Below are 16,246 nucleotides of genomic sequence, written 5' to 3'. Positions count from 1 at the left end.
AGAAATGCGAAAGCTCAGCGACGCGAGCCTCCGGAACGTAATCGATAAAGGATAAAAACGCCAAGAAGCACGCCAAGAATGATCAGGTTGATGACCGTCTGATCCTTGAACAGGCTCGACAGGAAGCCCTCGCCTTCTTCGTCCAGGGCAGGCTTCGTCGGCTTTTCCTGCTGCGGCTTTTCGGGCGCTGCAGGCTGTTCATGTTCCGTCACTTCCATGCGACGGTCGACCTGCGCCTCTTCGCCCGAAATCAAACCGGGAATATAGCGATCGGTGCTGCGCGGCAGCGTCAGATCAGCCCCCTCCGGAGCTGCAAGAAGCGGCCCGGCGAGAAAAAGAAGCGCTGCAATCCCTGTAACAGTTCTACGCATGAAGCGTCACTTTCCTTCTTTCTTCTCGGCCTTCTCAGTGCTGGAACGGCCCCGCACTTCCTGAATGGCCGAGCGCAGCAGTTCCATGCGCGTATTATCGCCCACATTGAGAATGACCGTATCTTCTTTTACGGCGTGTACGCTGCCGATGATGCCGGCCGAGGTGATGACCGTGTCGCCCTTCTTCAGAGCGTCGAGCATCTCTTTCTTGCGCTTCTCTTCTTTACGAGCCGGTCGGATCGAGAAGAAATACATCACGGCAAAGACGCCAAGAATCATGAGCGGCATCGAATATTGAGCCCAGATATCCATGGGCGATGACTGCTGCTGTGCCGGAGCGGCAGGCGCCTGCGTCTCAGCGGTCTGCTGAGCGAGGTAGGGAAGAAAACGTGGATCCATTGGGCAAGCCTTTACGACGATCGTCGGGGGGCAAGCAAAAACGGGCAGGCGTAAGTTTCCGTTAGATGAGCCGTTTAAAGTCAGATCAAGGCAAGGGCGCTCATGGTTGCCGCGCCGCCCCGCATCCTCGCCTCAGCCGTTCTCGGTCGTAATAGCTCATCCAGTCGAACCGGGATTCGGCTTTTTCTGTTTGCGCCAGGGCGGCGACCAGCTGCAACGATATCGAGAAGGGAAGAGCGGCCGTATCAAGCAAGAAGGAGCCCGGGAAATCGAGCAGTGCCATCGCCTTCTCCGTCGCCGTTGCACAATGATCGTCCGAGATCGTTTTGCTATTATAGTTAGTTCCTGAATAGATGATCAGATCGCCCGACCTGTAAGAAGAGATCGAGCCCGTTGTAGCGCACGACGCGAATAAAGCGACGAGCGTCAGGGCCTTTAATACGACAGAGACGCTCCTGGAAGGCATGGCTGAATCATACGAGCCCGAACTGAGCGTCCGTCAAGCGAATCTACCAGATGGCCCTGCTCAGAAGACTTGCCATCAACAGCAGCAAAAATATGGTTGAGGATTCCTGGAGGCTTGATGTTTGTTACCCTCGCCGTTTTAGGCATCAGTATCATTCTCTTCGTAACCGGACGCGTCAGGGCCGATATTGTCGCCCTCTCTGCGCTTTTGATTCTTATACTTACCGGCATACTGACGCCCGCTGAAGCGTTGACGAGCTTCTCTGATCCGCTTGTCGTTATGACCGTGGGGCTCTTTGTAGTCAGCGGAGCGATCCTGCGCACGGGCCTTGCGAAAATGGTCGGCCGCACAATCCTGAAACTTGCCGGCGAGAACGAGGAGCGACTCTTCTTTTTGATCATCGCCGTCACCACGCTCATCGGCGCCTTTGTCAGCAACACCGGCACTGTCGCCCTCATGATGCCCATCGTCGTCAGCATGACGATGCAATCCGATATAAACGCCCGCAGGCTACTCATGCCCCTGGCCTTTGCGGGAAGCATAGGCGGGATGTTCACGCTTATCGGCACTGCGCCCAATCTTGTGATTCAAGGAGTTCTTACTCAGAACGGATATACAGACATCAAGTTCTTCTCATTCGCTCCTGTCGGTACCGTCGTCTTCATTTCAGGCATCCTGGGATTCTGGGCGCTCTCGAAGATATTTCTTTCTCAGAAAGTAAACATGAAAGCGAAAAACCTCAGCAAGCCCCTTAAAGAGCTGGCGAAGGAATACCGCATCCGCACGTTCACCGCTGCAATTACCGAGGCGTCAGGCGTCTGCGACAGAACGCTGAAAGAGCTGAGAATCCCCGAGAAATATTCGATAAATATCACCGGCGTTATCCGAAAAAGCGCGCATTCCAGGCGCTTCATATTAAAAGGAGAAGAGAAAAGCGAAATCGCCGGCCCTCAAACGATCCTGCATGCCGAAGACGTCATCAGCGTCATCGGCAGTGAAGAAAACGTGCAACGCTTCATCGAAGACCATTCGCTGACGCTGATCCATGGCGCAAGAGAAGAGCCCTCCAGCATGGGCATTGCCGAGGCCGTCCTGCTTCCCAATTCCGGGCTTGTCGACGTTAAGGTGAAAGACTCGGGCTTCCGCAAAAAGTATAACGTGAATATCCTCGCCATCAACCATCGCAGACAGTATAGATCCGACAACCTTGCCCATGAGGTGATGCGCGCCGGAGACACGCTTCTTGTTCAGGGAAGGTGGAAGGACCTTGCGCGGCTTCATCAGGATTATGAAAATATCGTTCTCGTCGGTCAGCCTCTTGAAGAGGCGGCAAAGGTCACACTGAACCACAAGGCTCCGCTTGCTGCGATGATCATGCTGCTGATGATCGCCTCTATGGCGATGAACATCCTGCCGCCTGTAGTCGCTATCATATCCGCCGCGCTGATGATGATCATCACCGGATGCATACGGAACATGGAAGAGGCCTATCAGCTTATTAACTGGGAAAGCGTCGTGCTTCTCGCCGCCATGCTGCCCATGGCAACGGCTCTTGAGAAAACGGGGACGGTGAGCCTTGTTACAGGCGGCCTTGTCGATGCCTTCAGCGGAATGGGAGTCTACGGTCTTCTTGCCGGAGTCTATCTGTGCACGTCCATGCTGACTCTTTTTATCAGCAACACGGCAACGGCCGTACTTTTTGCGCCCATTGCCTTCAAGGTAGCGCAAAGCGTCGGCGCCAGCCCTTATCCGTTCCTCATGGCAGTTACCGTGGCGGCCAGTATGTGCTTCGCCAGTCCGTTCTCAACGCCGTCCAATGTGATGGTGATGACGCCCGGCCGATACTCGTTTGTCGACTATGTAAGGGTCGGCGGCCCGATGCAGATCCTCATGGGCGTCATCATGATCATCGTCCTGCCTTTAATCTTTCCATTCTGACAGAGAGCGCACCGCCCGGCGCCTAACTGCCGACCGAGGTAACCGAGCCTGAGTTGTTACGGAACGCTCTCCAGCGATCCAGCGTTTCAATCGCCTTGCCCGACTTCAGATGATCGAGTACGAGGGCGCGGGCGTCGGCGATATTCAGGTCTTCACGAAGCAGACTGATAACGGCTCCGGCATTGACCGAAACCATCATGTTTTCGACGGCGTCGCCCTCGCCTTTAAGAATACGCTCGAAGCGCTCGGCCGATTGTTTGCGGTCGGCGACGCGCAGCGAATCGATCGGAGTCGGATCAATCCCAAAGTCCTCGGGGCGCCATGTCCCCTCGGATTGAATGCGGCCGTTGTCGATGAAGATGAAATCGGTCGGAGCGGAGATCGAGATCTCGTCCAGCCCGTCATGCGAATGGATCACGTAGGCGCGCTTGCGTCCGAGACCGACAAGTGCTCGCGCAACGGGAGCGAGGAACTTGCGATCATAGACGCCCATCAGCTGATGCGTGACCGGCGCCGGATTGGTGATCGGCCCCAGGATATTAAAGACGGTGCGTACGCCGAGAGCCTTGCGTACGGGAGCGGCAAAGCGCATCGCCGGATGCCACGCAGGAGCAAAAAGAAAACACATGCCGATCTCATTCAGGGCCTCGACGCTTTCTTCATGCGGTATTTCAAGATTGATGCCCAGCTCTTCGAGCACATCGGCCGATCCCGTCGGCGATGAGACGGCGCGGTTGCCGTGCTTGGCGACTTTGAATCCCATCGAAGAAACGACAAGGGCGGCGATCGTCGAGATGTTCAGCAGCGAAGAGGCGTCGCCGCCCGTTCCGCATGTGTCGACGATATCGAACTTCTCGCGCGACGGCCAGGGTTTCGCCGCCTTGCGCATCGCACGGGCAAAGGACTCGATCTCTTCGCCCGTTTCGCCTTTTAAAGCGAGAGCGATCAAGAAGCCGGCCGTGCGAATCTCGCCGGCCTGTCCGGTCATGATTTCGGTCATGGAACGCAGGGCCTCGTCGGAGGTGAGATCTTCGCCCTGCATCACTTTCTTGAGATAGTCAATCATCGTCGCACCCTTCGCAGTAGAATCGCGTTATCCTTCTCGTTGATCTCAGGCCTCAGGCTTTTCTTTCGGAGCCCTGTAAGGAGGCAGAAGCAGCTGATAGTTAGCGTACACGTATCGCAGCCCTGAGATCACCGTAATAATGGTCGTGAATAGCATCAGGAAATAAGGCAGAAAAGAGGATAACCCGAAAAAGACGCTCTCGTTCGGGCCCTCGATAAAACGCAGCAGTGAGTCGACGGCCATCTGAAAAGGACCGATGCCCTGCTCCGCTCCCTGTAGATACATCTGGTTGATCGTGCCGCGCTCTTTGTAGGTGATAAGCACGAAGCTCAGCAGTATGACGATGATGGCGAACATCTGAAACGCCGTCTTGATCTTGCCGAAGCGCGACGTGCGCATACTCTTCCCTTTCCAGATCGCCAGGTAGCGCAGGGCGGTAATCAGCATATCGCGGCCGACGATGCAGAGCACCATCCAGATCTGAATCTGTTCGGTCATGAAGAGAAACGTAATGAAGGCGCCAAGCACCAGGAACTTATCGGCAAGCGGATCAAGGAATTTGCCGAATTCCGTCTCCTGATTCAGCTTACGGGCGATATAGCCGTCGACGAGATCGGTAAGTGACGCCAGGGAGAAAAGAACAAAGGCGACGAAACGCAGGGTCAGCGAATGCGATAGAAGAAAGTAGATGAAAAACGGAACGGAAAGCACCCGGAGGATGGTCAGCGTATTCGGAATATTAAGATCTTTCCATGTCATACAGGTTCGGCCCCGGTCAGCCTTCCCTCCATATCGTATTCAAAGAAGCCGGTGATCTCCACCTCTACAAGATCCCCCGGAGCGGGCAACTTCATTCCCTTCTGATATTTGAAAGGAATGACGACCGTCTCGTCGATTTCCGGGGCGTCTTGCGGGCGACGACAAATAATCTCAGTCGGATGCAGCTCGTCCACCATACATCTATATGTTTGCCCGACGCGCTGCAGGTGGATGTCTGCAAGCACTTTCAGGTGCGTCTGACGCAGTTCGTTGATGCGCTCTTTTGTCTCGTCGGGATCGGGCAGATTGCCCAGGGCATAACCGCTTGTGCCCTCTTCGGGCGAATAGGCGAAAAGAGCCATCTTCTCAAGCCGCGTCTCTTCGACGAAGCGGTGCAGCTCGTCGACATCGGCGGCCGTCTCGCCCGGAAATCCGAGCAGAAACGACGTGCGGATCTCCAGGCCTGGAAAGAGCTCGCGGGCCAGCGCAAAAAGATCTTTAAAGTAAGACGAATCCCCCGCTCGCTTCATGGCCTTCAAAACCGACGACGAAACGTGCTGCACCGGGCTTTCAAGATACGGCACAAGCTTCGATCGGTTAAGACCGCGCTCGGCAAGCAGGCGCAGAATGCGCTCGGTCTTTTTATCGGGGTAAAGATAGAGCAGGCGCAGCCAGTGCAGCGAATCGATCGTATTCAGGCGTTCGATCAAATCGACAAGGGCTTCGGGCTTACCACCGAAGGCGTTAGTGTCCTGACTGACCAGGCAGATCTCGCGCACGCCCGCCGCTCCCAGATCGGAGCACTCGGTAAAGATCTCGTCGCTCTCGCGGCTGCGAAAGGCGCCGCGGAACTGCGGAATTGCGCAGAAGGCGCATTTGCGGTCACAGCCATCCGACACCTTAACCGGCGCATACGGGTGACGCTCGCGGCGTTTCAGATGCTCGAACGGCGAAGAGATCTCGGAATCATGCGGACGCGGAATGCGAAAGGCCTCGCGAATCAGAGCTCCGGCTCGGTGATACAGGCCCGTTCCAAAGCTGAAATCGACCTCGGGCCATTCCTCGGTTACGGCGGCCTGATAACGCTCTGTAAAGCAACCGACGACGACGAGCTTCTGATCGGCTCGTTTGCTCTGAACGGCCTCTTTTACGTCGATGGCCTCAAAGACGGTTTCGATGGTCTGCTCGCGGGCGCTTTCGATGAAGGAGCAGGTATTGATCAGATGAAAGTCGGCCGACTCTGCGTCGTCGGCGGGTTGAAAGCCTTCCAGCAGCAGAGAGCGTTCCATCTCTCTGCTGTCGGCCGTATTCTTCGGACAACCGAGCGTCGTAATGTAGAAGCTGTGGCTCATCGCGCCACCGTCAGCTCCTCCTGGATCTCAAAGCGTGTCGGATCAAGGGGATTCGGCGTCTTGCTCAGCGTCAGCTTAACGATCTTCGCCGGCGGGCCTGCCAGTCGCGGAGGCATGCCCTCGCGGTAAATACGAACGCCGCCGCCGTTGCCGATCTTTACCTCGAGTCGGCTGTCGGCCTCAAGCGTGCGCTTCTCGCCCGGAGTCAGATACCCCGCCGTCTGCGTTTTACCGTCGGCCGTCCATTCCAGATAGGAGTCCTGAATGATCTCAAGAACGACGCTGATCGGCTTCGTCGAAGCGACCGCCGTTTCGTTCTTGATCTGCAGCTTGATGGAGACGTCGCCGATCTCGCGTACGGTTAACACAATCGGATTCTTCAGATCGCCGAGCGTGGGAATATTCGTCTGCAGAGGAACGGTTTCGCCCTCGCCGCTCGTTACGTCGAAGGATTTTCCGCCGTAGACGAATTCCATCGCCACAAGAGGACGATCGCCGCGATTGCGATCGATGGACATCATACATACTTTGAGGTCGCCCGATTCCGTATCAAGCACGACGGCACGATCGGGATCAAGCATCGTTACGGTATCGATGCCGCCCGTCGCTCCGACGCGTTCGCCCAGTCGATCGGCACACGATGTCGTACCGGCGGATTCCGAGCCCTCGAAAATAGAGCTCTGCATGATTCCGTAGATCACGCCGACTACGATGATAACGCCGGCAAGCACAAGCGCCGCCTTCTGAATCATTCCGACGTCGATACTCATGCCCGAGAGAAGCCCGGGACGGGTAACCTCGGTCAGCTCTTTTAAAGGAGTCTCGCTGTATTCAAGCTTCACGCCTCTGTACTGCTGAAGCAGCTGTTCTGCATTCAGACCGAGAAACTCCGCATAGCGGGTCAAGAATCCCGTCGTATACGTCTCGCCCGGAAAGACGCTGTAGTCGTCGCGCTCCAGGGCGTCAATATAGCGGGACATGATGTGGATCTCTTCTGAGACCTCACGAACGGAATAGCCTTTAGCCTGGCGCGCCTCTTTCAGGATGTCGCCGATCTGTCCACCTACCATGTTACTCCTCTGAAACGAGCGGGTTATACACGACTCGCTGCGTATCGGGCGGACTGTATTGAAAGAGCTTCCCGTCCAGAGGCTCGTCCGGACGAATATTACGGAACTGAATCATCGTCTTCCCGTCGAGGCTGTCGATGGCCTCGGCTTTCTCAATGAGGTAAGTCTGAGAGTTGATATACAGCGTCATCTGCGTATAACCGCCGATCTTTTCTTTCTGTTCAAGTTCAAGTACGAAATAGTCTTTGCCGTCGACCTTTCGCGGCTGTTCGAGGCCGGCAAAGCGATAATGATATTTGCGAAACAGACGATCGATGCCCGAGCCGGGCATGACTGCGAAGATGCGGTTGCCGTTTTCGTCCTTCTGATCCAGTTCGAGATCCTGTCGTCCTATGACGTTCAGCCGGGAGATGACGATCCACAGCACCTTGCCATCGGACAGCAGCATATCGCCGGCCGGATTCGAGAAATCAAAACGCACCTTGCCGGGGTTCAGATAAGAGGCCGTGCCCGTCATGGTCTTCTTCGGAGTCTGGATCTGGAACTCCGCCCTGTAGGACTTCATTTTCTTATACAGATCGGTGACCTTGCGCACCACATCGGCATGAGAATGCCAGTTATGGGGCGGATTGGCGTCCAGAAGGACCATCGGGAACAGGATTAGCAGTCCGGCCAGGACCGGAAATCGAAGACGTGAGCTCACGCCTCACCGTTTTCGGATCTGGCCCGGCGGTCAATGTCTTTTCAGGATCTCTCTCGGGCGATTGCCGATGGCGGGGCCCAGATAGCCCATCTGTTCAAGTTTTTCGACGATCGTTGCCGCTCTGTTGTACCCGATGCGCAGACGACGCTGCACGTAGGACGTCGACGTCTTGCCCGATTCCTGAATGATCTCCCATGCCGAGTCAAGCAGGGCCTGGTCGACGTCCGCTCCGCCGTCATCGCCGCCGCCATCATCGCTCTCCCGGCCCGGCAACTCGATAAAGCGCGGATGCCCGTAACGGCAGGCCTCGACGACAAGTTGCTCGATCTCTTCGTCTGAGATCATCGGCGACTGCATGCGTGCCGGATCGGCGGCCGTCGGCGATTTATAGAGCATGTCGCCCCGACCGAGCAGCGCCTCGGCGCCGTTTGCATCGAGGATGACGCGCGAGTCCGTGCGCTGCGCCACCTGAAACGAGATGCGCGCCGGACAGTTCGCCTTGATCAGCGCCGTGATCACATCGACGGACGGTCGCTGTGTGGCCATGATGACGTGAATCCCGACGGCGCGGGCCTTCTGCGTCAGGCGAATGATCGAATCCTCCACCTCTTTCGCCGACACCATCATGAGATCAGAAAGCTCATCGATCAGGATGACGATGTAGGGCATGAGCTTGCCCGAAAGCGCTCCGGATTTCACACGCTCGTTATACGAACGGATGTCGCGGCACTTCGCACTTGAAAGAAGCTGATAGCGCGACTCCATCTCCTGAACGGCCCAGTTCAGAGCACGATCGGCCAGACGTACATCGGTGATAACGGGATACAGCAGATGCGGAATGCCTTCGAAAAGTTTGAGCTCCACCATCTTCGGGTCAACCATCAAGAAGCGCACCTCATCGGGCGAATGGTTGAAAAGCAGCGAACCGATCACGGAGTTCATAAACACCGACTTACCCGAACCCGTTGCGCCGGCGATCAGCAGATGCGGCAGGCGCGTCAGGTCCAGGTAGCGGTTCGTTCCCGTAATATCTTTGCCAAGGGCGATGGATAACTCTCGCTTGCCCGACGAAAACTCCGGATCGCCGTTTGCGAGGTCGCCCATCGAAACATACTGTCGGTTGCGATTCGGCAGCTCGACGCCGATCGTCGACTTGCCTGGAATCGGCGCCAGAATGCGCACCGAAAGAGCGGCAAGATGCATACGAATCTCGTCCTGTATGCCAAGGATGCGGTTCACACGAACGCCGGGCTCGGGCAGTACTTCGAACATCGTAATCATCGGTCCGCGGATGGCGCCGACGACCTTCGCCTGAATCCCATAATCGCTCATGACCTTCTCGAGACGCTGCCAGTTTTCGCGAATCTCGGCCTCGGGATCTTCGGCCTCCACCTTCGGCGTCTGCTTCACGATGCGGCGGGATAATCGATATCGCGAGAAGCGGTTCTCAGAGAAAACGACGGGCGGCATGTTGATATTCGGAAGCAGAGGCTGATCGGCCTTCTTCTTCGGGGCGTTCGCTTCGGCTACGGACGGAGCAGACATAGCAGGCTCTTCGTCGGTGAAGTCGTCCGCTTCTTCATCGAGATCTTCCGTCTCTTCCGGTCCGGCGTAGCTATAGGCGTCGCCGAAGGTCTCATCGAGGTTATCCACACTGTCCGGTTCGAATCTCTCGTCGAAATTCTGTAAAAGATCATCCTGAGAGCCTTCTCCAGCGTTATCCACAAAGCCGTCGGCATAGCTATCCGCCGCGACGTCATCTGTGGCGACCAATCCGTTTCCATTATCGAACGCTTCCTTCTCGCCGGCAAATGATCCTTTATAGGCATGCGGCAGATCAAGATCCATGCGATCCAGAAGCTCGACGCGCTGCCGTGTCGGAGTAAGGGCCTGTTCTTCGGCGCTCTGACGGAACAGATAGCGATTCTTCACAGGATCAAAGACGATACGCGGATTATGACGCCCTGATCGCGACGAATGCGAAGGCGGCAGATCATTCTTGAAATCATTTCTACTCGATGAAAGAGGGAAGCGATCTTCTTCGATGATCAGATCTCCTCCGTTCGAGAATGGCCGTGCGTCGTCGGATTCATCGGGAAAAGGGTTATACTCACTATCTTCCGTGGAATCGAAGCCATGACCGGGCCGCCAGCGGTTGCCGCCTGCCCTGCGAATCTGCGCGTAACGATCTTCGAACGGCCGCTCCTGTTCCATTCCTGCGTGCTCAAGGCCTTCGTGCGGCCTGCCCGACAGCGACTCCGCCTCGCGGATAGCCTCTTCTGTCATCTCTTCGAGATCAGAGCCGGTTTCGAGCCCATCGTCTGAAACGACGACCTTTTGAATCCAGGGCGGACGATCCTCCGAACGAAATCGCTTTAACACGGGCGTACCTCCGGATGTCGCTTGTTTGCCGACAGGTTCGGCGCTATGCTGATTCTGTTCGCCATAAACGGACTCGCCGCTGAAAGGCGTTTCCTGCGTAGACGATTGCTTCGCCTCAGACTGCGCGTTCGTTGTCTGTTCTTTTCGGGATTTACGAAACTTGCTGTATATCGAATAGGCCATCGGAATCAACGGAACAAGAGCGACGGCGCGCTTCAACCATACGGAAGAATCGGAGTCTGGCGTGCGATTACGCCCCTCCAGCATGTCGATAACGCGCTCTTTGACCTGATCAAAGGGAATCTGCAAGAGCAGGAGCAAGCCCGTAAATAGCAGAAGAGCGTTGATCGTATAGGCGCCCGTGCGGCCTGTGAAGAATTCAAGCAGCAATCCGAACTGCTCACCGGCTATGCCGGGCTCGGTTCCGCCCGAGAGATGAAAAAAGACGGCGAGACTCCACAGCAGCGACAGGTTGCCGATCACTCCCGATAGATAAGCCTGCCAGTCGTCACGGGCGATGCCGCGAAGGCCGCTCCAGATCAGGGCCGGCCCGAATAGGTAGGCGGCCTTCCCGAAAAGAGCAAAGAGCAGATGAGCGGACCAGATGCCAAAACGTCCGGTGAGATCGGCGGCGTCGCCATCGATGGTTGCGGCGGCGATGCTTGAAAGCAGGCCGGCGATGATAAAGATGAATCCTGTGACGTTACGGGCGCGCTTCGATACGGCCAGGTCGTCGATAACGGCCCTGGACCGGGCATGCAGGGCGGCTGCGATACGCGCCCCGGCCGTCGGCGGAGGAGGCGGGGGCGAGGCAGGAGGCGAGGCAGAGTCCATCCCCTCCTGTATCGGCAGATTCGCCGTTCTGTACAGCGATTTTCGGGTCGCGCTACACGGCCATTTTCTGAGCCAGCTCTTCAAGCTGCACGACGCTGCGGCCGGTGGCCCGGCTGCTTTCGTGAACCTCTCGCGCCACCTCGACGAGCTTCGTCGCATAGTCCGACACACCTACCGTCGTTCGGTTGGCCTCTTCGGTGGAATTCTTTTGATGCTCCGTGGAGGCCTCAATACTGCGACTGGTTTCTGAGATGCTCTGATTCAGGCTTTCGATTGCCGAAACCGCTCCGGCGACGTCCCGGATCTGTTCGCCGACGCCGCTGATCTCGCCTTTGATGACGTTGATCGCAGAATCCAGCTTCTCCATACTCGCCGACGAATCGGCGATCATTCGGCTGCTTTCGAGAATCATAGAGCGGTTTTCTTCGATGATGCTCGATATCTCTTTCGCATTCTTCGTCGTCGCATCGGCAAGCTTCGAGATTTCCTCGGCAACGACGGCAAAGCCGCGCCCGTGCTCACCCGCCCTCGCCGCTTCAATGGCAGCGTTAAGCGAGAGCAGGTTTACGCGCGCCGCAATATCGTTGATGACCTCGACGATGGCCGCGATCTCGCCGCTTCGCGTCTGCACCTGATTGAATCTGTCCATCGAATCGCGGATCTGCTGCGACGTATTCGTAGAATAGGCCATAACGTTATTCAGGTTGGTGAGGATGCGCCCCGCCCCATCCTGAACGGAGGCGTTAATCGCCTTGAGACCGTGCACCGATTGAATCGATGCGGCCGTCTCGTTGTTCAGGGAACGCGCAATGGCGTTATTCGCGTCGGCGCGCTCCGCAAGTTCGGCCAGGGCAGCCCTGATCTGCTGAAGCGAAGCGGCCTGATGCTCTGAGATGCCTTTCAGCTGATCAGAGATACGATCCTGTTGCTCGCTCTGTGACCTGACCGTCTCTATCGTCTGTACGATCGCCGTAGCCATCGTGCGCAGATTCGCAAGCGTCTCACGGGCCTCGGATTGCTTTTCGATGGCCAGCGTGAGCAGACCTTTTGTCGCCGCGGCGCCGGCCGTCGCTCCGACTCCGACCCAGACGAATACAAGAAAGCGAACGAGAAGATTACTCGGAGGGCCGACCGGCTTCAACTCCGGACGCAGGATAAAGAGAGCGATCTGAGCCCCCAGGATGAGGATGAAGTTATACAGAGAAGCGTTTCGGTTAAAATAGAGAACGCTTAAAACGAACGAGATATAGAATGTAGCGAAGATCTCGGTGGCGCCGAAGATCACATACTGAAAGGCGATCAGACAGAGAATCACCCCGGTAATCGAAACGTAGCTCGAAGCCGGATGTCCCTTCAGCTTCGTCGATATGGCAAATCCGATGAAAAGCGCCGAGGCGGCGAAGACAAACTCAATCAGGATCGCCTCATAGGTTAGATGAGCGGATCCTTTACCGGCGATCTTAATGGCCAGGGTGGCGACGTTCGCCAGCACCAGTATGGAGAGAAACGAATAGAAGAGCCGACGATTATTGCGGACCATGACCTCGGTCATGAGGTCGTCAGAGATAGACGACACCTTCCGATCTGCCTTGAAAAACATACATCTGCCTCCGATAAAAAACCAGAAAGACCTAACCGCTTTCGCTTTTCGACGATTTGATTAAAAGCGACGTGTTAGACGGAAAGAGCCAGAGTTTTCGTATGCACCCGGCGCAGGAAGCGGAATTTCAGGCTAACCCTGTAGAACCGAAGCCCCCGGCTCCGCGCTGCGTCGGGTCCAGATTTTCAAGCGGCGTCTCTTCCCACTGAAAAGGAGTCTCACGCTCAAGAAGAAGCTGCGCAATACGATCCTGCGACCGGATCGTTACGGCCTTCTGTCCGAGGTTGATCACCAGCACCTTCAGCTCGCCTCGATAATCGCTGTCGATGGTGCCGGGCGAGTTCACAAGCGTCACCCCGTCCCGGATCGCCAGGCCCGATCTCGGACGGACGGTAATAAAGTAGCCTTTCGGTATCGAGAAATAGAGGCCCGTCGGAACGGCGAAGCGGTCGCCGGGCTCCAGCACGATCTCGGTATCGGGCGGCAGAAGGGCGCGCACATCGTAACCGGCCGCCCCCTCTGAGGCCTTATCGGGCAGCTGTGCCCCTCGCATCGCATGGATCTTTACACGCATTTCGCTCATATGGTTCCCCGGCCCGTTTTTCCCGGCCGTGGTGAGCGGGCGACCGGAAAAGGAGGAGTGAACAAGGCCGTGCTACTCCATTCGAAATTTTTTCGAATAGAGTTCAAAACCCAGGCGTGACTCCGGAGCATTCACAGGTCCGTACGATATTTCTTCATCGCCTTACGGTTAACGATGGAAAGCCTTTGCGCATAGTATTCCTGTCACTTCCTGTTCGTCTTAAGGCCCGGAAACGCAGCGAACGTAGTTCGTGCCGGTAGCTTTGCTTCCGTAAGCAGATTCTCCAAAACCGAAGCCGATGCGCCATGCATTGACAGGCGAGGTCGCATACGTCGTGCTCGTCCAGTAACCGCTGGTCCGTGTTCCTGGAAAATGCTCCTGTGATATTTTCGGAACCGCCTGTCCCTCGAAGACAAGACTCCGTAGCTCGCTGATCGCAGGCAATCGCCACGATCGACCGTTGAGAGTCAATCCTTCGCAATAGCTCAGAGCGGCGGCCCAGCCATAGCGCACAGCCGTTCCACTGCATGTAGCATCACCGGTCTGCCCCGCAGAGCATCTCTGCCATACAAGACCCGTGACATGGTCCGTGACCATACCTCCTGATGCCGAAAAAGAGGGAAGAGTCAGGGGCTTCGAGCCCGAAGATACGCAGCGAACATAGAGGGGATTTGTTCTCGCCCCTCCACCCGTGATACCGTCGGTAAAATCGACGGATTGCGCCCCTTCAGCCGTAGAGGAACTCGCAGTACTGCTCCAATAAGGCCCCGAGAGGGATCCGGGGAACAGAGCACCGTCCATCGCCGGTGCGGAGCGACCGAAATCAAGCAGGCTGGCCAGCTCCCATTCTGCGGGCAGACGCCAGTCAGTGCGAGCCGCATAACCCTCTCCACTGTTCGCCGTATTCAGCCCCGCACAGGCGTTTAGAGCGTTATACCAGGTCAGTGACGTGCGATTGCCTGCGCACGAAGAGCCGTTCTGTCCCTCAGAGCAGGCTTTCCAGACAAGCCCCGTTCTGTGATCGACTGTGATAAAATCAGCGGTATAAACTTCGTGAACCGAAGGTCCACTGATGCTCCGTGCCGAAGGGCTGTCGACATAATGGGCATCCTGACCGTACGGACGGTCAGCGTCTCCGACGACGTATGTTTGCGTGCAAGAGGGGTCACTCGTCCACGCAGAACCGTTAAAAAAGAAACATGCCGTCTGCCCCGTATCGGCCACGGTCAGACTCTCTTCGGTAAGTCCCGTCTCGAACTCCTCGACGCGATTCGGTAAAGGTGTGCCGGCAGCGTTCTGTAACCCCGATACAGTTAAGCGAAGTCGAGTGTTTGCGGGGAACTGCTTCCAGCTCAGGAAGATGTTCAGAGTCGTAGAATCGCTCCACGCAAACGTCGTTCCGGTCGTTGGAATGGTCGTATAGGTACTTCCGTTGTAAGCCTCAGCCAGAAGCGAAGGAGTCACCGCTGTGTTCATCCCCTGGACAAATGTTACGACGCGTGCGACGTACGATACCGAGAACTCTCCTGCAACCTCCGTGCTATCGAGCATACCATTCTTTACGGCAAACGCCCTGATGATGCGCGTAGTTCCACTGCCGTTGACTGGAATCGGCGCTGCATATACGGGGCTTGACGTCGTCGGCGAGCTTCCGTCGATCGTATAGTGGATGATCGCCTCGGGAGTGGTCGTGCTGAGACCGATGCTCTGGTCTGAAGAATATTGCCCAGGAACTGTTGAGAAATGCGGGGCCACCACGCGGACATAGTCGATCGAAAAGATTCCGCTTACGACCATACTATCCATCAGACCGTCCTTTACCGCTTTTGCCCGGATCTCTTTCGTCGTTCCATGCCCGCTGACGGGAATAGCCGACAGGAACACAGGGCTGGAAATCGTCGGTTCTGTACCGTCGGTCGTATAATGAATCGTAGCGCCGATGGTCGAGGTCTGGATGATCACATTCTGATCGCTATCAAAGCCTCCTGCCGCGGGCGTAAATGTCGGAGCGGCGATCTGACCCGTTTCTTCTTCATCTGCTCCAATCCCTCCCGTATTGGAGCCGCCACCTCTGCTCGTAGCCGCGTCGCCCGAAAGCAAGGCAAGCAAACCGGCGCCGTCGCCGCTTTTGCCTGGGGAGCAGAGATTTAAAACAAGAAATGAAGCGCATAGAAGAAGCCCGATCGGCAGACGACAGAGTAGATTCCTTAAAAGGCGGAAGAAAAAAAACGTGATCGTCTGCATTCCACACACTCCTCTAAGACTCCAGACAAATAAATCGACTCAGAGTCGTAGAATGGTCCGCATCACCGCGAAAGGACATGAAGAGATTCTGTGAGGCAGCCGACAGAGAAGAGGGTCTAAGAGTAGCAAATTCTTGCTAAAAAAATTAACGGTTGCGTTTTTTCGCCTATTCCCTCAAGAATACAGGGATACACGCTACCGCCATCCCTCTCGACGTTCTCGAAAAAGAATCGAGGACGAGGGACCCGGAATGATCGGTTTTTTTTTTGCAAGAATCCAGAAGGCAGAATCCTTCTTTCCTGTTAAGAACCTCAAAGGATCCATCGAACAGCACGGAGAGCGGGCTCTGTTACCCGGTTCTCCGGAAGCGGAGAATGGCATTCAATTGGTTTCTCGCATATGTTATCCCCGGAGGGCTTCCATCAGGTAGACTTCCGGGGCTTTTTGCTGGGAACTCAAGAGAACGAGAGGAGAAAAGT

13 protein-coding genes are annotated in these 16,246 nt (G+C 56.2%); 1 reads left to right on the top strand and 12 read right to left on the bottom strand.

Annotation, left to right across the window (positions count from 1 at the left end; all coding sequences use genetic code 11):
• Positions 1 to 14: 14 nt before the first annotated feature.
• The 3 genes from LEPIL_RS20015 to LEPIL_RS20005 form a co-directional block, all read right to left on the bottom strand.
• Positions 15 to 371 (bottom strand): hypothetical protein, encoded by a 357-nt coding sequence (locus LEPIL_RS20015; protein ID WP_002775465.1) that lies wholly within the window; start codon positions 369 to 371, stop codon positions 15 to 17.
• Between the two features lie 6 nt (positions 372 to 377).
• Entirely contained in the window at positions 378 to 770 is a 393-nt protein-coding gene (gene yajC, locus LEPIL_RS20010; RefSeq protein WP_002775463.1) for a preprotein translocase subunit YajC, read from the bottom strand.
• A 100-nt stretch (positions 771 to 870) separates the two neighbouring features.
• Complete coding sequence (locus LEPIL_RS20005) at positions 871 to 1,236, bottom strand: YceK/YidQ family lipoprotein (RefSeq protein WP_040919175.1); 366 nt, start codon at positions 1,234 to 1,236, stop codon at positions 871 to 873.
• A 117-nt stretch (positions 1,237 to 1,353) separates the two neighbouring features.
• Between LEPIL_RS20005 and LEPIL_RS20000 the strand changes: the two genes are divergently transcribed.
• The gene (locus LEPIL_RS20000; RefSeq protein ID WP_002775461.1) at positions 1,354 to 3,174 is read left to right on the top strand and encodes an SLC13 family permease; all 1,821 of its coding nucleotides are present in this window, start codon (positions 1,354 to 1,356) and stop codon (positions 3,172 to 3,174) included.
• Positions 3,175 to 3,196: 22 nt separating this feature from the next.
• On the opposite strand, the gene trpD is transcribed toward LEPIL_RS20000, so the two are convergent.
• The 9 genes from trpD to LEPIL_RS22660 all read right to left on the bottom strand — a co-directional run bounded on the left by trpD (position 3,197) and on the right by LEPIL_RS22660 (position 15,767).
• Entirely contained in the window at positions 3,197 to 4,240 is a 1,044-nt protein-coding gene (gene trpD, locus LEPIL_RS19995) for an anthranilate phosphoribosyltransferase (protein ID WP_002775459.1), read from the bottom strand.
• Positions 4,241 to 4,285: 45 nt separating this feature from the next.
• On the bottom strand, positions 4,286 to 4,999 hold the full coding sequence (gene pgsA, locus LEPIL_RS19990; protein ID WP_002775451.1) for a CDP-diacylglycerol--glycerol-3-phosphate 3-phosphatidyltransferase: 714 nt from the start codon (positions 4,997 to 4,999) through the stop codon (positions 4,286 to 4,288).
• On the bottom strand, positions 4,996 to 6,351 hold the full coding sequence (gene rimO / locus LEPIL_RS19985; RefSeq protein WP_002775449.1) for a 30S ribosomal protein S12 methylthiotransferase RimO: 1,356 nt from the start codon (positions 6,349 to 6,351) through the stop codon (positions 4,996 to 4,998). The genes pgsA and rimO overlap by 4 nt, the downstream gene beginning before the upstream one ends.
• Positions 6,348 to 7,421, bottom strand: a complete 1,074-nt coding sequence (locus tag LEPIL_RS19980) for a helix-turn-helix domain-containing protein (protein WP_002775447.1) — start codon at positions 7,419 to 7,421, stop codon at positions 6,348 to 6,350. The genes rimO and LEPIL_RS19980 overlap by 4 nt, the downstream gene beginning before the upstream one ends.
• Position 7,422: 1 nt before the next feature.
• Entirely contained in the window at positions 7,423 to 8,124 is a 702-nt protein-coding gene (locus LEPIL_RS19975; protein WP_040919173.1) for a LolA family protein, read from the bottom strand.
• Between the two features lie 30 nt (positions 8,125 to 8,154).
• On the bottom strand, positions 8,155 to 11,340 hold the full coding sequence (locus tag LEPIL_RS22665) for an FtsK/SpoIIIE family DNA translocase (RefSeq protein WP_002775444.1): 3,186 nt from the start codon (positions 11,338 to 11,340) through the stop codon (positions 8,155 to 8,157).
• A 52-nt stretch (positions 11,341 to 11,392) separates the two neighbouring features.
• Positions 11,393 to 12,940 (bottom strand): methyl-accepting chemotaxis protein, encoded by a 1,548-nt coding sequence (locus LEPIL_RS19965; RefSeq protein ID WP_002775442.1) that lies wholly within the window; start codon positions 12,938 to 12,940, stop codon positions 11,393 to 11,395.
• A gap of 127 nt (positions 12,941 to 13,067) precedes the next feature.
• Positions 13,068 to 13,523 (bottom strand): dUTP diphosphatase, encoded by a 456-nt coding sequence (gene dut, locus LEPIL_RS19960; RefSeq protein WP_002775440.1) that lies wholly within the window; start codon positions 13,521 to 13,523, stop codon positions 13,068 to 13,070.
• Positions 13,524 to 13,742: 219 nt separating this feature from the next.
• Positions 13,743 to 15,767 carry an Lcl domain-containing protein gene (locus LEPIL_RS22660; RefSeq protein ID WP_002775438.1) on the bottom strand — a complete coding sequence of 675 codons (2,025 nt, stop codon included), beginning with the start codon at positions 15,765 to 15,767 and terminating at the stop codon, positions 13,743 to 13,745.
• Between the last annotated feature and the right edge of the window lie 479 nt (positions 15,768 to 16,246).

It is taken from the genome of Leptonema illini DSM 21528 (genome assembly GCF_000243335.1).
GTDB classification, from domain to species: Bacteria; Spirochaetota; Leptospiria; order Leptospirales; family Leptonemataceae; genus Leptonema; species Leptonema illini.
The sequence above is the reverse complement of the archived record's forward strand: the minus strand, read 5'-3'. Positions and strand labels throughout refer to the sequence as shown.